The organism is Luteibacter flocculans (genome assembly GCF_023612255.1).
In the GTDB taxonomy this organism is placed as follows: domain Bacteria; phylum Pseudomonadota; class Gammaproteobacteria; order Xanthomonadales; family Rhodanobacteraceae; genus Luteibacter; species Luteibacter flocculans.
The window spans coordinates 1,765,631-1,788,609 of the sequence record NZ_CP063231.1 but is presented as its reverse complement, the minus strand read 5'-3'; the positions used below and the strand labels follow the sequence as shown (position 1 = coordinate 1,788,609).

The following is a 22,979-nucleotide window of genomic DNA, read 5'->3' as shown; positions in this document are numbered from 1 at the left end:
CCCCCCAACAAGGCCATGCACGATGAACACGCTACGCGTCACCCTGCCCCTTCTCTTTGCCGGCCTCGTGGTAGCCGCAGGGGCGACGGCCTCCGGTGGCATGCCCGCGCACACGGCGCATGCCCGTACCGAAGCAGGCACCGATTGCCTGCCAGGCCCCGCTCCGTACGGCGCTATGCAAAGTGCGCCCATGCCCGCGCCGGCTGCCGCCCCGGCACCGCCTGCACCTCCGGCAGTCATCGAGCTGGCGCCCTCGCCCGCTCCCGCTGCGCCGCCCGCCAAGATGATGGCCCGCGCGGGGCTCGTCGCATCGGCTGCACCGGTCGGCCAGATGGTCGCCGCGTTCGACGCCAACACGGAGAACTATGCGCATCGCGAGGCGAATCCGGTCCATCTCGCCGCGACCGATCCTGTGTCCACCTTCAGCATCGACGTCGACACCGGCTCCTACACGAACGTGCGGCACATGTTGAACGCCGGCCGCTTGCCTCCCGCAGACGCGGTGCGCACGGAAGAATTCATCAACTACTTCAACTACGGCTATGAACCGCCGCGTACGCGCGACGTGCCGTTCAGCGTGTCGACCGAACTGGCGGCGTCGCCGTGGAATCCGGAACGGCAGTTGTTGCTGGTGGGCATTCGCGGGTACAGCGTGCCGCCGAGTGAGATTCCCGCGGCCAACCTCGTCTTTCTCGTCGACGTGTCCGGCTCCATGGACGAACCCGACAAGCTGCCGCTGCTGAAGGCTTCGCTCAAGCAGATCGTGCCCCGTTTGCGCGCGCAGGATCGCATCTCGCTGGTGACTTACGCAGGTGCGACCTGCGTGGCCTTGCCGTCCACACCGGGCGACCAGCACGCCACGATCGTGGCCGCCATCGACGCCCTGGGTGCCGGCGGTTCCACCAACGGCGCGGCCGGTATCGACCTTGCCTACGCACAGGCGGCGAAGGGCTTTATCAAAGGCGGCGTGAACCGCGTGATCCTCGCCACCGACGGCGATTTCAACGTGGGCACGGTGGGTGTGCAGGCGTTGAAGGATCGCATCGCGGACAAGCGCAAGAGCGGCGTCGCGCTCACGACGCTCGGTTTCGGCGAAGGCAACTACAACGACGAGATGGCCGTGACGCTGGCCGACGTGGGCAATGGCAGCCATCACTACATCGACAGCCTCGACGAAGGCCGGCGCGTGCTGGTCGACGAGATGTCGGCGACGCTGCTGACGATCGCCAAGGACGTGAAGATCCAGGTCGAGTTCAACCCCTCGGTGGTGACCGAGTACCGCCTGATCGGCTACGAAAAGCGTCTGCTCGCACGCGAAGATTTCAACAACGACGCCGTCGATGCCGGCGAGGTTGGCGCAGGTGCCAACGTCACCGCACTCTACGAAGTCACGCTGAAGGGAAGCAAGGCACCGCGCATCGATGCCCTGCGTTACGGCGACGCGCCGTCGACAGGTCGCTCAGGCGAACTCGCCCTCCTTCGCCTGCGTTACAAGTTGCCCGCCGGAGGTCCGAGCAAATTGATCGAGCGGCCGCTCGGCGCGGAGCCGGCGACGCAGGAGAGCGAGCGGTTGCGCTTCGCCGCGGCGGTGGCGGCCTTCGCGGAAAACCTTCGCGGTGGCAAGTACGTCGACGGGTTCGGTTACGACAAGGTCGCGTCGCTGGCCCGTGGCGCCATCGGCAAGGACGACGGCGGCTATCGCGCCGGCTTCGTCCGGTTGGTGGACATGGCCGGCGGGCTCTCCACGACACCGGTCGCGAACACCGAACGCTAAAAGGTGACCCACTCTCCCATGTGTGGCGCCGATGCCGTAACCTCCCCGGCCATGGATGCACCCGTGGCCGACGATGGCGGATTGATGCTCGCATGGGCGGGTGGGGACACGGCTGCCTTCGATCAGCTCTATGCCCGGCACAAGGGGCCGCTGTATCGCTTCCTGCTGAAGACGGTGAAGGACCGCGCGATCGCCGACGAACTGTTCCAGGAAACCTGGAGTCGCGTCATCGGTGCTCGCGCGCGCTACCGGCCCGAGGCAACGTTCCGCACCTGGCTGCTGCAGATTGCGCACAACCTGGCCGTGGACAGCTTTCGACGACGTCGACCGCAGGCCGGCGTCGAGGAAACCGAGGCGGTGTTCGCCGCACAGGCCGCGCCGGAGCGCGAGCAGCCGGATCACGCGCTCTCCGATTTCGAGCTGCGTCGCCGCATGCAGCGCGCCATCGACCGCCTTCCCGACGAACAGCGCACCGTGTTCGTGCTGCGCATGGAAAACGAACTTTCCCTGGAGGACATCGCCATCGTGACCGGCGTGGGCAAGGAAACGGCGAAGTCGCGTCTGCGCTACGCCATGGCCCGCGTCAAAGAACTCGTTGCCGAATGACATGAATCCGAACACGCCCCCGCCAAGCGACGACGATCTGCCCGAGGAGCGCGAACTCGCAGCGTTGTACGCGCGCCTGCCCAAGGCAGAGCCCGATGCGGCACTGGATACCGCCGTGCGCGCCCAGGCTATCGGCGCGACACCACGGGTGCCGGCACGCCGTCGCGCTCCGTGGCTCGTGTCGCTGGCGTCGGCCGCCGCGCTGGTCCTGGCCGTCGGCATCGGTTGGCGACTGCGCGACGTGCCTCCGCCGCCCGCCGTGCTGCCCGCCACCCCTGCGGCCAATGACGCGGCTCCCGAGCCCGCGCAAGCACCCGCGTCGACGGACGAAGTGACGACCGCAGCACCCCCACCCTTGGCGCCGGCACCCGCTATCGCGCCCGCCCCGGCCTTCGAGGCACCAGCGAAACCGTCGCCGGTGCCTCGACATCAAGCCAGTCGCATGGCGAGTCGTGTCGCCAGGGCGAACACGTCGAACGACGTGTCGACGTCGGCTTTGGCGCCCGCACCGGCACCGATGTCTGCGCCGATCATTTCCGCGGCCCCTGCGCCAGCTCCTGCGCCGCCGGCTCCACCAGCGCCTCCCGCCCCTCCCGCAGTCATGGCCGCACCGGCGCCGGAAGCGCTGTCGGGCACGCTCGCCGAGACGGCCCCCGCGCCTGTCGAAAAATCAGCGGAGGCACAACTCGGCCCCGACGATCGGGTGGGCCAGATTCGCCAACTGCTGGGTGACGGACAGCGCGAAGAAGCCCTGCGGCGCCTCCGCGATCTGCGTCGACGCTACCCGCACTACGAACTGCCGCAGGACCTGCGCGACCTCGGGAACCCTTGAGTCTTGACCGCGCGCCTGGACACCCTCGCTGCGCCGTGGCGGCACGAGGAAGACATCAAGAAGAGTCGTTTCCTCGCCCAAGCGGCGCCGATCGGCTCGCCGGACGAGGCGCTGGCCTGGTTCAGCGCCGTCAGTGACGTGTCCGCCACGCACAACTGCTGGGCCTACCGGATCGGCGACGCGTACCGGTTCAACGACGACGGCGAACCCGGCGGCACGGCAGGGCGTCCCATCCTGCAGGCCATCGACGGTCAGGGCTACGACCGGGTCGCGGTGGTCGTCACGCGCTGGTACGGCGGCATCAAGCTCGGCGCTGGCGGTCTGGTGCGCGCCTACGGCGGTGCCGCGGCAGAATGCCTGCGCCTGGCGCCCCGCTTGCCCATCGTCGCCACCGGACACCTCGTCATGCACTGCGAGTTCGCCGATCTGGCGATCGTGACCGCCCGGCTGCGCGACATGGGCGCCACCGTGGAACGGGAGATCTTCACGGCCGACGGCGCGGAACTCGACGTGAGCGCCCCGCTGGACGACCTGGACGCCATCGCGGCGCGGGTGATCGATCTGTCCCGTGGGAAAATACGACCACGGCGGCCCTAGAAGCCCGTTGGCCCATGTTGAATACCGAACTCGCCGGCCCCATTCGTTGGCGAATTGCCTGAAGAAACCGACGAACGCATGAGCGAAGAACGCAGGGAGAAGTCGCGCCGCATCGGCGCGCTGCGCAACCTCTGGCCTTTCCTGAAGCCGCACAAGCGTCTGGCTATCGGTTGGCTGGTGTTCCTCGGCATCTCGTCCAGCGCGTCGCTGCTCCTGCCCGTGGCAGTACGGCACATCATCGACAACGGTTTCCTGGCCTCCAACGTCGCCACGATCAACGGCACGTTCCTTGGCCTGTTCGGCGTCGCGGTGGTGCTCGCCCTCGCCACGGCGGCTCGCTACTACTGCATCGCCCTGCTCGGCGAACGGTCCCTGGCGTCGCTGCGCACGTCGCTCTACGAGCACGTGATTCAACTGGACGTCGGCTTCTACGAAAGCACGCGCGTCGGCGAACTGACCTCGCGTCTCGGCACAGATACCGAGGTGGTCCAGACGCTCGTAGGATCGGGTATCTCCGTGGCCTTGCGCAGCGCTGTGATGCTGCTGGGCGCCGCCGCCGCGATGGCCTGGACCAGCCCTCGCCTCGCCGGCCTCACCGCGCTCGTGATTCCCGCCGTGATGCTGCCGATCCTCATCTTCGGCCGGCGCGTGCAGAAGCTCTCGCGACACAGCCAGGACCGCATCGCCGATGCCGCCGCCGTCGCGAATGAAACGTTGAACGCCGCGCAGGCCGTGAAAGCGTATGCGCGCGAGCCGATCGAAAGCCGCCGTTATGCGAGCGCGATCGCCCTCGCCCTTGCCACGGCGCGTCGCCGCATCGGCATGCGTTCGTTGCTGACAGCCGCCGTCATCGTGTTGATCTTCGGTGCGATCACGCTGGTGCTCTGGGCGGGTGCGCGTGACGTCATCGCGGGCGACCTCGCCCCCGGCGTACTCAGCCAGTTCGTGCTCTACGCCATTTTCGCGGCCGGTTCGGTCGCCGGCCTCTCGGAAGTCTGGGGCGACGTGCTACGCGCCGCGGGCGCCATGGAACGCATCGGCGAACTCTTCGCGGAGCGCGCCGTCATTCGCACGCCGGATGCCCCCGAGGTGCTGCCGCGCCCGGTGACGGGCTCGCTGCGCTTCGAGCACGTGGAGTTCCGCTATCCGTCGCGGCCGGACGTCGCCGCGCTGTCCGACTTCGACCTCGACATTGCCGCGGGAGAAACCGTGGCGCTGGTCGGTCCGTCGGGCGCGGGCAAGAGCACCGTCTTCAGCCTGCTGCTGCGTTTCCATGATCCGCTGTCGGGCGCCATCCGCTTCGATGGCGTGGACCTGCGCGCGCTTGCCCTGCCCGAGCTGCGCGGCGCCATCGCCCTGGTGCCGCAGGAAACCGTGATCTTCGGTGGCAGCGCCGCCGACAACATTCGCTTCGGCCGCGCCGATGCCAGCGACGAGGAGGTCCGCGAGGCGTCACGCCTGGCGGAAGCGGACGGCTTTATTTCCGCGCTGCCCGAAGGCTACGGCGCTGCGCTCGGCGAGCGCGGCGTCCGTCTGTCAGGCGGACAGAAGCAACGCATCGCCATCGCGCGCGCGATCCTGCGCGACGCCCCGCTGCTGCTGCTCGACGAGGCGACGTCGGCGCTCGACGCGCAGTCCGAAGCGGCCATCCAGCAGGCGCTCGAACGCCTGGAGAAGGGTCGCACCACCCTGGTCATCGCGCATCGTCTCGCAACGGTGCAGCGCGCCGACCGCATCGTGGTGATGGACGGCGGACGCATCGTTGCCCAGGGCACCCACGAGAGCCTGCTGGCGGAAGGCGGCCTCTACGCGGAACTGGCCCGCCTCCAGTTCGTGGCGTGATGCCAAGTGTGACAACGCGACCTACCGCGTTCTCGCACCCTTGACGGCTCGCCACCTAGTTTCGCGGCATGGATAGCGACCTGCTGCTGCCGCGCCCGGAAGGCCTGTACTGCCCCGCTGGCGACTTCTTCATCGATCCCATGCAGCCTGTGGCGCGCGCGGTGGTGACGCACGCGCATGGCGACCATGCGCGTTCGGGTAGCGGGCTCTATCACGTGGCGGCCGCCGGGGAAGGCTTGATGCGCGAACGGTTGGGCGCGGCATCCGTCGTGCACGCCCATGCCTGGCGCGAAGCGTTCGCTCTGGGTGATACGCGCGTGTCGTTCCATCCGTCGGGGCATATTCTCGGCGCGGCGCAGATCCGCATCGAAGGCTGCGGCAAGGTGGCCGTGGTATCCGGCGACTACAAGCGCGATCCGGACCCGACCTGCACGCCGTTCGAACCCGTGCCGTGCGATGTCTTCGTCACCGAGTCCACCTTCGGCCTGCCCATCTACCGCTGGCCGTCGATGCGCCAGGTGGTCGACGAAATTCTTGGCTGGGTCGACGAATGCGCCGCGCGCGGAGTCGCTGCCGTGCTGTTCTGCTACGCGCTCGGTAAGGCGCAGCGTCTGCTGGCCGAACTTGCGACCCGCAGCGAGCGCACGGTCCATCTGCATGGCGCGATGCTGCGGCTCGTCGCGCTGTATCGCGAGGCCGGTGTACCCATGTTGCCGACGGTGCCGGTGAGCGAGTCCGCGCGCGGCAAGGACTTTGCCGGCGAACTGGTGATGGCGCCACCGTCGGCGGCGGGTTCGCCGTGGATGCGCCGCTTCGGCAAGGCCTCCACGGGCTTCGCGTCGGGGTGGATGCAGGTGCGCGGCGCCCGACGTCGGCGTGGCTACGACCGCGGCTTCGTCGTTTCCGATCACGCCGACTGGCCGGGTCTTTTGCGCAGCGTGGCGGACTGCGGCGCCAAACGCATCTATGTCACCCATGGCGACGGTGAGGCACTGATCCGCCACCTGCGCGAGAACGGTCACGAAGCGTTCCCCCTGCGTTCGCTGGGAGGCCAGATGCCTGACCTTCGCAGCAGCGAGGAAGGTGATTGATGCGCCGCTTCGCTGAGTTGTTCGAAGCGCTCGATCGCACGGCATCCACCGCCGCCAAGCGCGACGCGATGGCGAGCTATTTCGCGGAGGCACGCCCCGAGGATGCCGCCTGGGCGGTCTACGTGCTTGGCGGTGGCAAGCTCAAGCGCACGGCGACCGCCACCGAACTGCGCCTCGCGCTCGCCGCGGAAACCGGCTACGCGGACTGGTTGATCGACGAGAGCTACCAGCACGTCGGCGACCTCGCGGAAACGGTTGCCTTGATGCTGCCCGCGTCGGAGGCGGCCGAAGGCGACACACCGTTGCATGTCTGGATGGAGGCGCGTCTGCCGTCGTTGTCACGTCTGGAGACATCGGAGCGCGTGGAGATGTTGCGCGAATGGTGGCGATCGCTGCCGCGCGAACAGGTCTTCCTGGTCAACAAGCTGCTGACCGGATCGTTGCGCGTCGGCGTCTCGCATCGGCTCGTCGTACAGGCCCTGGCGCAATGGGCGGCGTTGCCTTCCGATCTCATGGCGCATCGCCTCAGCGGCACCTGGAAGCCGTCGGCCACAGCGTTTCTCGCGTTGGCAGAACCGGAGCGTGCCGACGAGCACGCGGGCGAACGCCCTTACCCGTTCTTTCTCGCGTCGCCGCTCGAACAGGAGGTGACGGCACTGGGTGCGGTCAATGAATGGCTGGCCGAATGGAAATGGGACGGGATCCGCGCACAGTTGATGCGTCGTGCTGGCGGCGCCGTGCTGTGGTCACGCGGTGAGGAAAGGCTCGACGGACGCTTTCCGGAAATCGAGCTGGCAGCCATCGATCTGCCCGAGGGTTGCGTGGTGGATGGCGAAATCCTTGCCTGGATGCTCGATGAAGATCATCCGCTGCCTTTCGCCGCTTTGCAGAAGCGCATCGGCAAACTCAAACCCGGTGCCAAGTTGCTGGCCGACACGCCCGTGCGACTGATGACCTACGACCTGCTCGAATGGGAAGGCCAGGATCTGCGCGAGCGTCCGCTCGTCGAGCGTCGCGCACGACTGGCTGCGCTGATCGAAGGACGGGGACCGACCTTGATGCTCTCGCCCTCGGTGGAAACCACTACCTGGGACGCACTCGCCGCGGTGCGCGGCGAATCGCGCGAGCGACGCACCGAAGGCTTGATGCTGAAAAAGCTGGATTCCCCGTACCGCGTGGGACGCAAGCGCGGCGACTGGTGGAAGTGGAAAGTCGATCCGTACACGGTCGATGCCGTGCTGCTCTATGCGCAACCGGGCCACGGTCGCCGCTCGGGACTCTTCACCGACTACACCTTCGGCGTGTGGGACGGTGAAGCACTGGTGCCGGTCGCGAAGGCGTACTCGGGCCTCGACGACAGCGAGATCGGTCGGCTCGACCGGTGGATCCGCGCCCACACGATCGAACGCTTCGGGCCAGTGCGATCGGTAGAACCCACGCATGTATTCGAACTCGCCTTCGAGGCCATCCAGGCTTCGGGGCGCCACAAGGCCGGCGTTGCGGTGCGCTTTCCGCGCATCATCCGCTGGCGTACCGATCTGTCGATCCGCGATGCCGACAAGCTCGACGACCTCCGCCGCCTGGCGTCGGGCTGAAGCGCGCCTGCTGGCGTGGTTCGCCTCACAGGGACGCCGCCCTGCGGCGTTCCAGCGCGCAGCGTGGCGTGCGTGGCACGAAGGCCGGAACGGCCTCGTCCACGCGCCCACGGGCACCGGCAAGACGCTTGCAGCCGCTGGCGGCCCGCTCATCGACGCCGCGCTGCATCCACGCAGCGGCTTGCAGTTGCTCTGGATTACCCCGTTGCGTTCGCTGGCGACCGACACCGCGCAGCATCTCAACGCTGCGGTGCAGGCGATGGACCTGCCCTGGCGCGTGCTGCGCCGGACCGGGGACAGCGGCAGTGCAGAGCGTGCGCGCTTGCGCCGTGGGGCGTGCGAACTGCTGGTCACCACGCCAGAAAGCCTGGCCCTGCTGCTCAGCTACCCGGACGCGAATACGCGTTTCGCCGGGCTGCGCGGCATCGTCGTCGACGAATGGCACGAACTGGTCGGCAACAAGCGCGGTACCTTGCTCCAGCTTGGCCTTACCCGTCTACGCCACTGGCTTCCCGAGCTACGCACCTGGGGCCTTTCGGCCACACTGGGCAACCTCGACGAAGCGTTGCACGCACTGGCCGGCGACGGTGTGTTGATCGGCTCGCGCACGAAGAAGCGGACGATCGTCGAGACGGCCGTACCCGCCAGCGGCGAACGGTTTCCTTGGGCGGGACATCTTGGTCTGTCACAACTGCCACGCGTGCTCGACGCGGTGCTAAGCGCACGCAGCAGCCTTGTCTTTGCGAACACGCGCTCGCAGGCCGAGCTGTGGCACGAAGCGCTGTCGTCGGTATGGCCGGAAGCGCCCGAGACGCTCGCACTGCATCACGGCTCGATCGATCCCAAGCTGCGCTTCGCCACCGAGGAAGGCCTGCGCCTCGGGACGCTGCGCTGCGTCGTTGCGACATCGAGTCTCGATCTCGGCGTCGATTTTGCCAGCGTGGAACGCGTCATCCAGATCGGTAGCCCCAAGAGCGTGGCGCGCCTGCTACAACGCGCGGGGCGTAGCGGTCATCAGCCCGGCATGCCGTCGCGCATTCTCTGCGTCCCGACGCACTTGCTCGAATTGGCAGAGGTCTCCGCGGCGCGGCGCGCACTCGCCGAAGGGCATCTGGAGCCTCGCCACCCCATGCGCGGCTGTCTCGACGTACTCGCCCAGCACCTGCTCACGATGGCCCTCGGCGGCGGATTCACCGCCGACGAAGCATACGCCGAGATCACGTCGTCACTCGCGTACGCGCAACTGCCGCGGGATCGTTTCGACGCCGTGCTGGCTTACCTGCGCACCGGCGGATCGGCGCTCGCGAGCTATCCGGAGTATCAAAAGCTGGTGGAGACCGAGGGTCGTTATCAGGTCGAAAGTGGGCGCATCGCACGCATGCACCGGTTGTCGATCGGAACCATCACTTCCGACGGCAGTCTGCAAGTACGCTACATGAAGGGCGCGCGGCTCGGCTCGGTCGAGGAAAGTTTTCTCTCTCGGTTGCGCCCTGGCGATCGCTTCCTGTTTGCCGGTCGCCATCTGGAACTGGTCCGCGTGCGCGACATGACGGCGTATGTGCGCGCGGCGCCGAACCGGCGTGGCGGCGTTCCGCGCTGGATGGGCGGCCGTCTGCCGCTGTCCGGCGAGCTGTCCGATGAATTGCGCCGCACCTTGGCCGGTGAGGATGACTCCGTGGAAATGCGTGCACTGGCCGGGCTGCTCGACGTACAACGAAGGCAATCGTCCATTCCGGGCCTCGATCAGACACTCTGCGAGCGCACGCGGACGCGCGAGGGCGATTACCTTTTCGTGTTTCCGTTTGGGGGGAGACTGGCCCATGAAGGTCTCGCCGCCGTGCTTGCGTATCGCCTGGCCCGTATCCAGCCGGGCGACTACGGCTATGCGGTGAACGACTATGGGCTGACGTTGACGGCCGCGCGCATGCCGCCGTTGGATGCCGAGGTCATGCGTCAGCTGCTGCATCCTTGGGGTCTGCGCACGGACATCCGCGCCAGCGTCAATCTGTCCGAACTGGCGCGGCGGCAGTTCCGCGAGATCGCCCGTGTGGCGGGCCTCGTCTTCAACGGCTATCCAGCTCACGGTAAAACGCTGCGCCAGTTGCAGGCGTCCAGCGGCTTGCTGTTCGACGTACTGCGCCGGCACGATCCTGCGCACCCGCTGCTGTGGCAGGCCGAACGCGAAGTGCTCGACCAGCAACTGGATTATTCGCGACTGCGTGCCTGCCTGCTGCGCGTCTCGCGCTCGCAGTTGCTCTGGCGCGAAACGAAGCGACTGAGTCCGCTGGCGTTTCCGCTCTGGGTCGAACGGCTGCGTGGCGGGATTGCCGGCGACGACTGGAAAACCCGCGTGGAGCGGATGCTAGCCACACTGGAAGCGGGAGCCGACGCATGATGACGCGCGACATCGAAGTGGCCGGCGAGCGCCTGACCTTGCACGCACAACGGGCGATCCACTGGGCCGCGACGCGGACATTGCTGGTTTCCGATCTTCACCTTGGCAAGGGCGCGGTGTTCCGGCGCGCCGGCATCGCCGTGCCCAGTGGCGACACCGAAGGCGATCTCGCGCGACTCGACGCCTTGATCGCCGAGTTCGCACCTGAGCGTCTTACGGTGTTGGGCGACCTCGTGCATGGCGCGGCGACGGAACGCAGCGCCTGGGTCGAGCGCGTGCGCGCATGGCGGCAACGCCATGCCGACGTGGCGATCGAACTGATCGCAGGCAACCACGACCGGCACTTCGACGTCGCTTCGCTGGGCATCCTGGTTCGCCCCGGCAAGGTATCCGCACCGCCGTTCGTCTTCGCGCATCACCCGGAGAAGCACACAGAGGGCTATACGCTGTCGGGGCACGTGCATCCGGGCGTGACGGTGCGCGATGGGTGGCGTCGCCATCGGCTTCCGGCCTTCGTCTTCGATCGCGACGTCGGCATGTTGCCGGCCTTCGGTACGCTGACGGGGCTGCACGACGTGGAACGCGCCAGCGGCCGGCGCATCGTGGCGGTCACCCCGGCCGGATTACTGCCCGTGACGGAGCGATAGCGCGAGGCGCGAGACGCGGATCAACCCAACGCAGCGACCAGCGCGCGTACCGTGTCGACGTCGGTACGCATTTCGCCTGCACCCATGCCGAGCGCATCGCCGGGCGTACGCCGCATGGCAGATGGCAGACGCCGTTTTGCCGACGCATGGAATTCGCGCGCACGCGTCGCCTGACGCAACGACGCCACGTTGCCCGGTTCGATGCCGGCCCCGGGCATCACGACGATGCGACCGCCGGCCTGGGCGACCAGTCGTGCAAGCGTTGACGCACCGGCGACAGCGCTCGGCATGCCGCCGGAGGTGAGCACCCGCTCGAAGCCGAGTTCGATCAGCGTTTCCAATGCTGCCTGCCGGTCCGGCACGAGATCGAACGCACGATGGAAGGTCACGCCCATGTCGCCTGCGGCGCGAAGAAACAGCGTACAGGCTTCCACGTCCACCTCGCCCTCGGCCGTGAGCGCGCCGATCACCACACCGTCGCAGCCGAGTTCACGACAATGCGCGATGTCGTCGAGCATGACCTCGATCTCGGCGTTCTCGTAGAGAAAGTCGCCCGCCCGCGGTCGCACGAGTATGTACAGCGGTATGCGCAAGCCTTCTCGCGCGAGCGCGATCGTGCCGTGCGACGGCGTGATACCGCCTTCTTCGAGACTGGCGCAAAGCTCCACCCGCGCTGCCCCGCCTTCCTGGGCGGCAAACGCCGAGGCAACCGAATTCGCCGCGATTTCCAACAGCGCCATGCTCAGTAGCTGCTCTTGCCGGGGATCAGGGTGTCCTGCTTCTTCGCGTCACAGACCGCGTACGAGAAGCCCTTCTGGATGGCCCACGCACCGACGTTGCCCTTCTTGTCCATGGCGAGAAAGCCCACCTGCAGATCCTTGGCGTTGGGCTTGCGACGAAGGATGCGCTCCACGGCCTCGCGGCAGGCGTCCTCCGGCGAACGACCCTGGCGCATCAGCTCCACCACGAGGAAACTGCCGACGTTGCGGATCACTTCCTCGCCCACGCCGGTGGAAGTCGCGCCGCCGACCTCGTTGTCGACGTACAGGCCCGCACCGATGATGGGGCTATCGCCCACCCGGCCGTGCAGCTTCCAGGCCATGCCGCTCGTGGTGCATGCGCCGGAGAGATTGCCCTGCGCATCGATGGCAAGCATGCCGATCGTGTCGTGGTTGCTGGCATCGCCAGGCGTGCCGCCCGGGCCGGCGTTATACGTACCGACCTCGCTGTTGGCGACCGGCTTGTACTTCGCCGTCTTCAACCACTCGTGCCAGGCCTTTTCGGACTCGGGCGTCAACAGTTCCTCGCGGGGAAACCCTTGCTCCATGGCAAATTGCAGCGCGCCGTCGCCGACGAGAAGCACGTGCGGTGTGCGCTCCATGACGCGACGCGCGACAGAAATGGGGTGCGCGATATGTTCCAACGCTGCGACGGCACCGCAGTTGCCGTGCTCGTCCATGATGCTGGCATCCAGCGTCACCTTGCCGTCGCGATCGGGATAACCCGCGCGACCCACGCTGTGATTGCGTAGATCGGCTTCCGGCACGCGGGCGCCCTGTTCCACGGCATCCAGCGCGCGACCGCCCGAGGACAACACCTTCCATGCCGCTTGGTTGGCCGCGACGCCGAAGTCCCAGGTCGAGCACACGCGAGGCACCACGCCCGACGACGCGCTAGCGGCGGGCGCGGTCTTCGCGATGCCCTTGGCGGCCAGCGCCATACCCGAGGCGACAGTCGCCCCCTGGAGGAATCGTCTGCGGTCCATGGGTTCCCTCGTTCGACGACGCGCCTTTCGCGTCATCGTCGATGGTCGCACGCTGGCCCGCGCCCTCGCCACCATCGACGAGCGCGCGGCACGCTTCCAGATGTTCGAACTCCCGCGCCTCCAGCACTCGCAAGTGTGCGGAGCGCGCCAACGCGCCGGCAAGGATCGCCATCATCGCGAGTACCGCCAGGACCAGCACGAGGATGGCGCCGCGCTCACGGCGCATGGAGGCAGCGCTCCCGCAGACGTTGCATCACCGCAGCCGGCCGCGCCACGGTGCGCATGTAGCGGCGGCGGTCGCGCATCCAAAGAACGATCTCGATCGCGAGGGGGTCGCCCCGGATGCGATCGGTCAGCGTCTTGCGGTGCATGGTGCAGTCGATATCGAGCACGTCGGCGTAGAACCATGCCGTGGCGACACCCGGCAGATATTTGTCGCACTGCTCTTTCTCGCAGCGCCAGAGGTCGCCATCGGCCATCCATTCGACGCGCCATGCACTCTCCCCGTTAGCGAACCCCTCTCTACTCACCACCAGCGCAGACGCCGCTGGGTGCGCAGGGCGCGCCGCGCAATCGCTGTTTCCCTGGCAGCCCGTCCATACCTCGGCAACTCGCAGGTCGCGTGCGATGGCCGCCAATGCAAGCCATGCGGCATCGTTCTGCCGCCGCGCCACACTGTGCCGCGCGGCGGCCATGCCCGCGATCGATAGCGCCGTCGCGGCGCCCGCCGCAATAAGACTGGCTACCGCCAGCCCGACCAGCAGTTCGATCAGACTCATGCCGCGCGAGATCATGGTCGAAATGCCCATGCAAGCACGGGCCGGTCCGCCCAGGTCACCGTGATCGTGCAGCGCGCCGCATCGCAGGCCACGCGACCGGCAGCGGCAGGACCGACGCGTCGCGCCAGCTCGGCATGGAACCCGCGGACGTTGTCCTGCGCCAGCCGACGTGCCAGACACGACGCATCGCAGCCGTCGTCCGTTGTGTGGTGCCGGGCATCGCTTTGTGACCCGGCGCTCGATGTGCGGGGCATGCCTGTGTCGTCCGCACTTTCTTCGTCATAAGCCACCGCTCCCTCGGGATTGGCACGGATATGCGCAACCAGGCTGGCGGCAATCGTCGTCGCCGCGTTCAACCGTGACGCACGCGCATGCGCCGCCATCGACTGCATGGTCCAGGTCGCGTTGCACGCTGCGCCGATGGCAAAGACGGCCATGGCAACCAGGCATTCGATGAGGGATGAGCCGCTGGCGGATCGCATCCCGCCATGCTCGACTCGGGCATGGCGTGGCTACCATCGGGACGGCCCACGGACGAACGTGCGCAGCGCGGAACGGCCGAGGTGGTCCGCGCCGGCCTGACGGTGTCGCGGAAGACCGCGAACCCGACGATCCATGCCGAAAAAGCGGATGCCGTCGCCGGCTTGCCATCGGCCGTCTGGACGGCTTTCGATCGCTCAAAAAAAGGTTCATCGCGCATTACCGGGGGCTGCGGCTCTCCCGACACGCGACCTCAGTCATCGCGTGAGTCTTCGGTGTCTCCCCTCGAGGCGAGTTCCGCACAAGAGAGCGGCCGAAGGCCACTACGTACACGGGCCGCGCCAGCGGCCATCCTTTTCGAACGCGGAGGACCTGTCTGAAGCAGCGAGGGGGGACACCGAAGGCTCTGGCCTCACCGCGCGAGCTAGCGGTAGCTCCAGCCGCTGGACACATGCCGTCACGCGGCCAAGGAATCGACGTATCCCGACTGCACCCCGGAATTCCGCGATGAACCAAAAAAAAACCCCGCGCCGAAGCGCGGGGTTTCCTGTTACGAAGCGGAAGCGATCAGGCGGCGATTTCGACACCCGACGCCTGGGCACCCTTCGGGCCCTGGGTCACTTCGAACTTCACTCGCTGGCCTTCCTGGAGACTACGAAACCCCTTCGAATTGATCGCAGAAAAGTGGACGAACACGTCCTCCCCACCGTCCTCGGGCGCGATGAAACCGAAACCCTTGGCATCGTTGAACCACTTGACCGTACCGAAACGCATTGCGGAAACCTCTGGACATGGACTGGAAGCGCCTGAGTTGGCGAGGCGTTCCCCATGGATCCCCTTTGCCCGCCCCCACGCGCAGCGGAAGTATCGTCATGTTTCAGACCAAAGCGCAACTGGGATTCTTTCCGATATCAGAGGGTGTCCAGCAGGCGTCCCAGGATCGGCGGCACGTTCGCCGTGGCGGCGGCCAGGTGCTCGAAGATCTCTTCGATACTGATTTCCACGGCGTCTCCCGCACCCGCAGCAAAGTTCGCCACCAGGGCAAGGCAGGCGAAATCCAGGCCGAGTTCGCGGGCCAGTGCCGCCTCGGGCATGCCGGTCATGCCCACCAGGTCGCAGCCGTCGCGATTCATCCGGGCGATCTCCGCGCGCGTTTCCAGACGCGGTCCCTGGGTCACCCCGTGGACGCCGCCATCGATGATCGCGAGCCCTTCGGCCCGGGCCGCGGCCACGATCGCCTGACGAAGGCTTTCCGTGTACGGCTCGCTGAAATCGATGTGGCGAACCTCTGCCCCCTCGACGTCATTGAAGCTGGTGTAGCGCCCGTGGGTGTAATCGATGATCTGGTCCGGCACCACGAGGGCGCGCGGGCCCATGTCGTCGCGAATGCCGCCCACGGCGTTGACCGCCACCACCCGCTGCGCGCCGAGGGCGTGCAGCGCCCAAAGGTTCGCCCGGTAGTTCACGCGGTGCGGCGGTACCGTATGGCTTTCGCCATGGCGTGCGAGGAATGCAAGCCGCTTGCCGCGGAAGCTGCCCGTCACGACATCACCGGACGGTGCGCCGAAGGGCGTGTCTACCTGCTGCCGCTCCGTGTTCTCCAGGCCCTCGAAGGCGTAGAGGCCGCTACCGCCGATGACGGCGAGATCGATGGTCATCGCACTCAGTCCTTCAACGCGTAGATGGCAGGCAGATTGCGGGCTTGCTCGTGGTAGTCCATGCCGTAGCCGAACACGTAACGGTCCGGCAGGTCGACGCCGTTGAAGTCGGCCTCGATACCGTGCGCACGGCGGCCATGCAACTTGGTGCAGAGCACGACGAGAAGCACGCGCGCCGCACCCATCTCGAGACATGCATCGCGCACGGCCTTCAACGTATGGCCCTCGTCGAGGATGTCGTCCACCAGCAGCACCGTGCGCCCCTGCAACGGCACTTCCGGTCGGCGCAGCCAATGCAGGTCGCTGCCACTGGTCTCGCCGCGATAGCGCGTGGCGTGGACGTAGTCGAATTCGAGATCGGTGCGGATCGCCAGCGCGAGGTGTCCGGCGAAGACCAGTGCCCCGTGCATCACGGTGAGGAAGACGGGACGCTCACCGGCGAGCGCGTCGTCGATTTCGCGCCCCATGCGAGCGATCTCGATATCGAGCTGGTCGCGGGTGAACAGGATGTCAGAGCGCGTCAGCGCGTCAGCGAGCGAGGCGGCAGTCATGGTTCGGTCAAGGCTCCAGTGCGGTCACGCGTGCGATGAATCGCTCGCGCTGGGGATTGTCGACAAGGCCTTCCCAGGTCGAACCGATCGCACCGCGCAACGGCGCGATGCGTTCGACCGGCGACGGACGGCGGCCTTGAACCGCCGCAATCGCCTCGGGAACGGCCTCGGGAAAACACGCAAGCACGATGTCGCAGCCGGCGTCGAGGTTGGCCGCGGCACGCGCGGCAATACCGCCTGCGCTTCCCGCGGCGGCCATGCTGATGTCGTCACCGAACACGCAGCCGTGGAAACCGAGTTCGCCACGCAGGATGTCTTCGATCCAGGTACGCGAATAACCCGCAGGGCGGTCATCAATCGCAGGATAGATGACGTGTGCCGCCATCACGGCTTCCGCGTGCGCGTCCATGCCTGCAAGGAATGGCAGAAGGTCGTTGGCAAAGATCTCTTCCTTGCTCCGAGGGTCGATGGCGACCGACTCATGAGTGTCTTCGGCCACGGAACCGTGCCCCGGAAAATGCTTGAGCACCGCGGCCATGCCGCCCAGGTGCATGCCGCGCACGTAGGCCTGCACCAGCTCCGCCGCAACGGCCGGATCGGCGTGGAACGCGCGGGTGCCTATGGCCCGGCTCCCGCGATCCAGATCGGCCACGGGTGCAAAACTGAAATCGACGCCGATGGCACGCATCTCGCTTGCCATGATCCAGGCGTGTTCTTCCGCGCGGTTCACGGCGTCGACCGGGTCGCTTTCGTAGAAACGGCCGATGGCCGCCAACGGCGGCAAGCGCGTAAAGCCCTCACGGAAACGCTGCACGCGTCCGCCTTCCTGATCGACGCAGACGAGGAAATCCTCGCCCGCCACATCGCGGATCGATGCGATGAGCGTGGTGACCTGCTCGCGCGACTGGAAATTGCGCGAGAAGAGAATGGTGCCCACGACGCCACGGGCCGTCAGCCATTCGTGCTCGTGCGCGGCCAGCTCGGTGCCGGCAAGACCGACCATCAGCATGCGGTGTCCTCCCTGCCTGCCTTTTCTTCGGCCGTCCAACGAGCGAACGGTCGATCGATAAGGTTGACGTTGTAGTAGCGCGGCGCGCTCACTTCCACGCCGAGCCAGTCGGGCCGTGGATACGCAGCGTCCGCAGCGTCCAGTTCAAGCTCGGCCACGATCAGGCCGGCGTTGTCGCCGGCGAATTCGTCGATCTCGAAATGCGCGCCCTGGTAATGCACGTGGTGACGCACCTTCTCCAGCACGCCATCGGAAAGCGCATGGAGCAGATGCTCCGCGTCGGCCAGCGGAATCGGATATTCGAATTCGTCACGCTGGATGCCGAGCACGGCGGACTTGATGTTGAGCGAGGCCTGCTCGCCGGAGATCCGCACGCGAACGGACGATTTCGCATGGCCGGCGGCGACCGCCGCCGCGCCGATGAGATAGCCCTGCGCGATGCGATCGCTGCGTTCCACGAGCGCGCGCCAGCCGTCACCGGCAAGAAGGAATTTCCGTTCGATTTCGACGCCCATGTGTTCCGCCCCTCAGCCGCGCTCGAACAGCGCGATGGATTCGACGTGCGCGGTATGCGGAAACATATCCATCACGCCGGCCGACACCAGCCGGAAGCCGTGCCGCTCCACGAGGATACCGGCGTCGCGGGCAAGCGAGCCCGGATGGCACGAGACATACACGACCCGCTGGGTGCCCTTGCGCGGCAGATACTCGAGCACCTTGTCGGCACCGGCGCGCGGCGGGTCGAGCAGGATCTTGTCCCACGGCTGCTGCGCCCAGGGCTCGTTGCGCTGATCGTCGAAGAGGTTGGCGACGCGGAACGACGCGTTGGACAGGCCGTTGCGTGCCGCATTGGCCGCCGCGCGCTCCACGAGGCCATGCTCGCCTTCCACACCGACGACCTCCGCCGCATGGCGTGCCATCGGCAGCGTGAAGTTGCCCAGGCCACAGAACAGGTCGAGCACCTTGTCGCCGGGTTGCAGGTCGAGCAGTTCCAGCGTGCGCGCCAGCATGCGCTGGTTCATGCCCGCATTTACCTGGACGAAGTCCAGGGGAAGGAATTCCAGCTCCACGTTGTCCGCGGGTATGGCGAAGGCCAGGCGAGGTGCTTCCGGCCAGAGCGGATGGACGCTGCTCTGGTTGCCCGGCTGCAGATAGATCGCGATGTCGTGCGCTTGACCAAAGGCGACCAGCGCGGCGCGATCGCGCTCCGACAACGGCACAAGATGGCGGAACACGAGCGCGACCGTGTCGTCGCCCGCAGCGAATTCGATCTGCGGGATGTCGCGCGCAGCGTCCATCCCGCCGACCAGCGCGGCAAGCAATCCGACCTTGTCGCCAAGCTTGGGGTGGATGACGAGGCAGCTGTCGATGTCCGCGACGAAGCGCGGATTGGATTCCTCGCGGAAACCCACCAGCACGCGCTCTTTCTTCGCCACGTAACGGACCGAGAAACGACCCTTGCGCCGGTAGCCCCAGGGCTCGTCCACGAGGGGAGCCAGCCAGCGCTCGGGGCTTACCTTGCCAATGCGTTCGAAGTTTTCCGCCAGCACGCGTTGCTTGGCAGCGATCTGTGCGGCGGGCGCCATGTGCTGGAGCGCGCAGCCGCTGCACTGGCCGAAGTGCGGGCAAGGCGGCACGACGCGATCGGGCGACGGCTCCAGCACGCTGACGACTTCGGCGTCGTCGTAGTTCCGATGCCGCTTGCGATATTTCAGCAAGACGCGCTCGCCCGGCAGCGCGCCGGAAACGAACGTGGCCTTATTGTCGATGCGGGCGACGCCCCGGCCGTCATGGCTGAGGTCGGTGATGGTGGCTTCGAATTCGGTCATGCGCTCTAAAACGTAAAGCCCGGACCGCCGACGGCCCGGGCTGGCTGGGAGGACGCGCCGCGTGGAGTCAAGGCGGCGTGCGTTCCTGGCGAGTGCCTACTTGCGCTTCCAGGCGCCGGAGGCGTCCTGATAATACCAGCCCGGCAGCGCACGCTGGACCCAGCCCTGCGCAAACGTCTCGCGGATACGCGGCTCCCACTCCGGATGGCCATTGGCCACCGCGATAGCGCGATAGAGGGCGTCGCGGTCGTTGTTCTCCTCGCGCACGAGCGCGTCGGCCTGCGCGCGCTGGCCCGCGGCCAGACTGCCGGCGTCACGCAAGGCCACGAGGCCGTCGGTGGTGAAGCCGGCCGAGCCCGCATCGAACAACGCCTTCAACTGTCCGCCGAAACGGGTCTTCATGCGCGCCCGGATGGCGTCGGTTTCCGGCGTACGGATCTGCAGGTCGGGGGCGTCGGCCGCATGCGCGGCAGGAATGACGAGATCCAACAGCGACGCCGACGGCTGGTGACCCGGCGCGGGTTGCGGCTTCGCTTCCTTGCCCGAGGCCGGTGCGGCGCCGCTGTCGTCGAGGACGTTGCCGATGAACTGGTCGGCCGCCTTCTGCGCGGCGGCTTCCGGAAAATAGACGTTGATGGTGACGCAGCCGACGAGCGCCGTCAGCGTTGCGATGGCTATGCAGATCAATAGTTTACGCATGATATTTCACTCCATGTTGAGCAGTCATCGTACGACGGGTCCATCGCCCTCGGTGGCCGCCTTGAGACGGCGAACCAGTGTCGGCCAATCGACCTCGCGCTGGTGCCCGACCACGGTCAGGCGGGGCAGGCCGCTGCCTTCGACGATGGTGTAGCCATCTTTTGTCGGACCCAGTCCGCCCATGGAGCAGACGTCGCCCTTGAGTGCGCATGACAGACCGATCCGCCGGTAGCCGAAGGTCTTGAACAACTTGAGCACCGTGCCCTGCAGGCCACCGGCAATGCCACCTCCGCCGACCGACGTCAGGTTGTTCACGGCCTTCTGGCTGATACGTCCGCCCTCCCCGGCCACCAGGTTCGCCTTGAAAGCCGCGGGTGCCCAGCCGACGAGGCGCAGGTCGTCGATGCTGCCGTCCATACGCCCGGTGATGTTGCCGAAGTCGAAGACCGAGGTCAGCAACCCTAGATCGAGTTTGCGCAGGGCGATGTTGCCGGTCAGAACGGGGGCGTCGCCGAACGGCTGCGCCAGGCTCAGCCCGGTGATATCGATAAAGCCGTCGAAGGCGTTGATCGAGAGGCCGCCGGCGAGTTCGACGCGATCGTCGACATAGCGCAGCGACGGCACGGCACCACCGAGCTTGCCGTGGAACTCGGGCCAGCCGAGCGCCCGGCAGAACGCCGCCATGTCGATCTGGGTCAGCGCCAGCGACGTCTGCAAACGCTCGCCACTGGCGGCGCCCGGGCGCAGCGACAACCCGAGCACGCGAAACTGGCCGTCGAGCACGGGAATGGCAAGCGGCTTCTCCAGCGTCAGTGTGCCGCCGGTGCTGCGCCAGGCGCCTTCGGCGGCACCGTTGGGAATGCGGTAAACCTGCAAGGCGCGCCAGCCAAGCCGCGTGGACGGCCGGTTTTCGGTGGCACTCCAATCCAGCGCGCCGTGCAGGCCGTTCACACCGAGGCTACCGTCGCCCAGTGCCAGGTCGAGACCGCCGGTCTGGAAGGCAAAAGCCTTCAGCGCACCTGCGTCCCAGGCGAGCTGGCCGGCGATCTCCCCGCGTGCACGCAGATCGCCCGCTCCTCCGCTCACCAAACCGGTGCCGTAGCGCTCGTAGGCGGCAGGGAAACGGGCATTGAAACGATCGAGTCGCAGATGGGAAAGGCTTCCGCCTGGAGCGAAGTCCAGTTCCCCTTCCAGCTGCAGCGCATCCGGATCGGTCAGACGCAGGCGACGGACCGTCATGCCGGCCTTGGTCGAGCGCGCACTCAGAGAGAGCTGTACGGGATGTGTCGGCAATCGCGCGCGAAGCGCGGCGAGCGTAAGGTCACCGCCGCGCAACGTGGCATCGAGATCGATGACGCTGGTCTCGCCCTGATTGTCGAAACCGATGCGCCCCCCGCCGGACACGCCCTGCCCCGCCAACGTGTTTCCGGGGCTGTCGAAACCGACGCCGTCGAGCGCGAACTGGCCGGCTGCCTGCACGCCACCGTCCAGCACGTCCAGGGCGAGGTCGGCGTCCACCTTACCGGCGGTGGTGCGGCCCGACCACACGGTGGACAGCAGCCCTTGCAACCAACCTGCGGGCAAGCCCTTCAAGGTGATCTGCGCGTGCGTCGTCTGGTCCATCGGCAACGCGACCTGCGCCACCGCCTTGTCCTGCTTGAGCGATACCTCAAGGGTATTGGCCGCGGCGTCGGCCACGATGTGCACGTCGGCACGACCGAGTGCACCGCCCGGCGCGCCGCGCAGGCGCACGACACCGTCGAAGACCCAGCGCCCCAGTTCGTCGCGCCCGAGCGCACCATCGAGGCCCACGCCTACCTTGCGCCAACCCAGCGCTGGCACATCGGCGCGTTCGGCCGAGAGCTTGACGCTGAGCCCTTTAGCGTCGGGGGCCGTGTCGATGTCGGCCTGCATGCCACCCATTTCCAGCCCTGGCACCGACAGTGTGTCCGCCTCCACCGAAAGCCCCGCGCAGGCAGCACCTGCCCAGGCCATGGCGATCCAGCCGGCGAGCATGAGGACGAGCGTGCGGGTTGATACAGGAAGCATGCTCGGCCATTCTGCCAAAACCAGATGAACGACACGGAACGTTACATGTCGCAAGACGCTCTTCACCCTCTTTCCGGTGCGGCGGTGCGCCGCCTTCTCGTCGCCGACGACGACCCTTCGACACGGCAGTTTCTCGCCAGCGCGTTGCGCGCTCATGGCTATGAGGTCGTGCCGGCATGCGACGGCGCCGAAGCGCTGGCGCTGGGGTGCGCCGAGCGCTTCGACGCGTTGCTGCTGGATTGCCGCATGCCGCGGGGCGGCGCGATCGAGGTGCTGTCCTCCCTGCGCCGCGACGACAACGCCGCCTCGCGAGACGCCACGGCGCTGGCGACCAGTGCCGAAGTACCGGCAAGTCTGCGCGCCACGCTGCTCGACGAAGGCTTCGCGGGCGTGATCGAGAAGCCGTGCCGGATCGCCTCGCTGACCGACACGCTGGCCGCAACCCTGGGTCTCAGCGAGGGGGTACGCGTGCTGGACGATGACGCGGGGCTACGCGCCGCGGGCGACGCCGGCACCATGCACGCGCTGCGCGGCCTGCTGCGCATGGAACTCATCGAACTGCTCGGATCGCTGGCCCGCCTCGCGGACGACCCGGCGGCTTTGGTGGAACGGCTGCACCGACTGCGGTCCGCCTGTGGCTTCTGCGGTGCGACGCGGCTCGGCACCCAGGCCAAGGTGCTGCAGGCGCACGTGCGCGAGACGCGCGCGGTGGTGCCAGATGCCCTCGCCCGTTTCAGGGCGGAGCTGGAGGCGGCACTGGCCGCCTTGCCGACCGTCTAAG

The 22,979-nt window shown here is 67.2% G+C and carries 23 protein-coding genes; 10 read left to right on the top strand and 13 right to left on the bottom strand.

Annotation, left to right across the window (positions count from 1 at the left end):
• Positions 1-22 precede the first annotated feature (22 nt).
• The 9 genes from IM816_RS07540 to pdeM all read left to right on the top strand — a co-directional run bounded on the left by IM816_RS07540 (position 23) and on the right by pdeM (position 11,379).
• Positions 23-1,774, top strand: a complete 1,752-nt coding sequence (locus tag IM816_RS07540; protein WP_250340403.1) for a vWA domain-containing protein — start codon at positions 23-25, stop codon at positions 1,772-1,774.
• A gap of 51 nt (positions 1,775-1,825) precedes the next feature.
• Positions 1,826-2,380, top strand: a complete 555-nt coding sequence (locus IM816_RS07535) for an RNA polymerase sigma factor (RefSeq protein WP_250340714.1) — start codon at positions 1,826-1,828, stop codon at positions 2,378-2,380.
• Between the two features lies 1 nt (position 2,381).
• Complete coding sequence (locus IM816_RS07530; RefSeq protein WP_250340402.1) at positions 2,382-3,212, top strand: hypothetical protein; 831 nt, start codon at positions 2,382-2,384, stop codon at positions 3,210-3,212.
• A 3-nt stretch (positions 3,213-3,215) separates the two neighbouring features.
• Positions 3,216-3,809 carry an IMPACT family protein gene (locus tag IM816_RS07525; protein ID WP_250340401.1) on the top strand — a complete coding sequence of 198 codons (594 nt, stop codon included), beginning with the start codon at positions 3,216-3,218 and terminating at the stop codon, positions 3,807-3,809.
• Positions 3,810-3,887: 78 nt separating this feature from the next.
• Complete coding sequence (locus IM816_RS07520; RefSeq protein WP_250340400.1) at positions 3,888-5,651, top strand: ABC transporter transmembrane domain-containing protein; 1,764 nt, start codon at positions 3,888-3,890, stop codon at positions 5,649-5,651.
• A 68-nt stretch (positions 5,652-5,719) separates the two neighbouring features.
• A complete protein-coding gene (locus IM816_RS07515) occupies positions 5,720-6,742 on the top strand; it encodes a ligase-associated DNA damage response exonuclease (RefSeq protein ID WP_250340399.1) in 1,023 nt (340 codons plus the stop codon).
• Positions 6,742-8,337 (top strand): ATP-dependent DNA ligase, encoded by a 1,596-nt coding sequence (locus IM816_RS07510; RefSeq protein WP_250340398.1) that lies wholly within the window; start codon positions 6,742-6,744, stop codon positions 8,335-8,337. The genes IM816_RS07515 and IM816_RS07510 overlap by 1 nt, the downstream gene beginning before the upstream one ends.
• Positions 8,294-10,732, top strand: a complete 2,439-nt coding sequence (locus IM816_RS07505; protein WP_250340397.1) for a ligase-associated DNA damage response DEXH box helicase — start codon at positions 8,294-8,296, stop codon at positions 10,730-10,732. The genes IM816_RS07510 and IM816_RS07505 overlap by 44 nt, the downstream gene beginning before the upstream one ends.
• On the top strand, positions 10,729-11,379 hold the full coding sequence (gene pdeM, locus IM816_RS07500; protein WP_250340396.1) for a ligase-associated DNA damage response endonuclease PdeM: 651 nt from the start codon (positions 10,729-10,731) through the stop codon (positions 11,377-11,379). Before IM816_RS07505 ends, pdeM begins: the two co-directional genes overlap by 4 nt.
• 20 nt (positions 11,380-11,399) lie before the next feature.
• On the opposite strand, the gene IM816_RS07495 is transcribed toward pdeM, so the two are convergent.
• The 13 genes from IM816_RS07495 to IM816_RS07435 all read right to left on the bottom strand — a co-directional run bounded on the left by IM816_RS07495 (position 11,400) and on the right by IM816_RS07435 (position 22,198).
• Positions 11,400-12,119 (bottom strand): copper homeostasis protein CutC, encoded by a 720-nt coding sequence (locus tag IM816_RS07495; protein ID WP_250340395.1) that lies wholly within the window; start codon positions 12,117-12,119, stop codon positions 11,400-11,402.
• A gap of 2 nt (positions 12,120-12,121) precedes the next feature.
• Positions 12,122-13,144: a glycosylasparaginase gene (locus tag IM816_RS07490; RefSeq protein ID WP_250340394.1), complete on the bottom strand. Its 1,023-nt coding sequence runs from the start codon at positions 13,142-13,144 to the stop codon at positions 12,122-12,124.
• A complete protein-coding gene (locus tag IM816_RS07485; RefSeq protein ID WP_250340393.1) occupies positions 13,053-13,370 on the bottom strand; it encodes a hypothetical protein in 318 nt (105 codons plus the stop codon). The genes IM816_RS07490 and IM816_RS07485 overlap by 92 nt, the downstream gene beginning before the upstream one ends.
• Entirely contained in the window at positions 13,360-13,938 is a 579-nt protein-coding gene (locus IM816_RS07480) for a PilW family protein (RefSeq protein WP_250340392.1), read from the bottom strand. The genes IM816_RS07485 and IM816_RS07480 overlap by 11 nt, the downstream gene beginning before the upstream one ends.
• Entirely contained in the window at positions 13,935-14,405 is a 471-nt protein-coding gene (locus IM816_RS07475; protein ID WP_250340391.1) for a type IV pilus modification PilV family protein, read from the bottom strand. The genes IM816_RS07480 and IM816_RS07475 overlap by 4 nt, the downstream gene beginning before the upstream one ends.
• 565 nt (positions 14,406-14,970) lie before the next feature.
• The gene (locus IM816_RS07470) at positions 14,971-15,177 is read right to left on the bottom strand and encodes a cold-shock protein (protein ID WP_072320702.1); all 207 of its coding nucleotides are present in this window, start codon (positions 15,175-15,177) and stop codon (positions 14,971-14,973) included.
• A 137-nt stretch (positions 15,178-15,314) separates the two neighbouring features.
• On the bottom strand, positions 15,315-16,061 hold the full coding sequence (locus IM816_RS07465) for an S-methyl-5'-thioinosine phosphorylase (RefSeq protein ID WP_250340390.1): 747 nt from the start codon (positions 16,059-16,061) through the stop codon (positions 15,315-15,317).
• 5 nt (positions 16,062-16,066) lie between these two features.
• A complete protein-coding gene (locus IM816_RS07460) occupies positions 16,067-16,612 on the bottom strand; it encodes a hypoxanthine-guanine phosphoribosyltransferase (protein WP_250340389.1) in 546 nt (181 codons plus the stop codon).
• A gap of 7 nt (positions 16,613-16,619) precedes the next feature.
• Entirely contained in the window at positions 16,620-17,621 is a 1,002-nt protein-coding gene (nagZ, locus tag IM816_RS07455; protein WP_250340388.1) for a beta-N-acetylhexosaminidase, read from the bottom strand.
• Positions 17,615-18,136, bottom strand: a complete 522-nt coding sequence (locus IM816_RS07450; RefSeq protein ID WP_250340387.1) for a CYTH domain-containing protein — start codon at positions 18,134-18,136, stop codon at positions 17,615-17,617. The genes nagZ and IM816_RS07450 overlap by 7 nt, the downstream gene beginning before the upstream one ends.
• Positions 18,137-18,148: 12 nt before the next feature.
• Entirely contained in the window at positions 18,149-19,450 is a 1,302-nt protein-coding gene (gene rlmD / locus IM816_RS07445) for a 23S rRNA (uracil(1939)-C(5))-methyltransferase RlmD (protein WP_250340386.1), read from the bottom strand.
• A 96-nt stretch (positions 19,451-19,546) separates the two neighbouring features.
• Entirely contained in the window at positions 19,547-20,149 is a 603-nt protein-coding gene (locus IM816_RS07440; RefSeq protein ID WP_250340385.1) for a YdbL family probable chaperone protein, read from the bottom strand.
• Positions 20,150-20,173: 24 nt separating this feature from the next.
• Positions 20,174-22,198, bottom strand: coding sequence for a translocation/assembly module TamB domain-containing protein (locus tag IM816_RS07435; RefSeq protein WP_250340384.1), 2,025 nt, complete (start codon positions 22,196-22,198; stop codon positions 20,174-20,176).
• A 45-nt stretch (positions 22,199-22,243) separates the two neighbouring features.
• Here IM816_RS07435 and IM816_RS07430 point away from each other — a divergent pair, with 45 nt between their 5' ends.
• Positions 22,244-22,978, top strand: coding sequence for a response regulator (locus tag IM816_RS07430; protein ID WP_250340383.1), 735 nt, complete (start codon positions 22,244-22,246; stop codon positions 22,976-22,978).
• Position 22,979 lies beyond the last annotated feature (1 nt).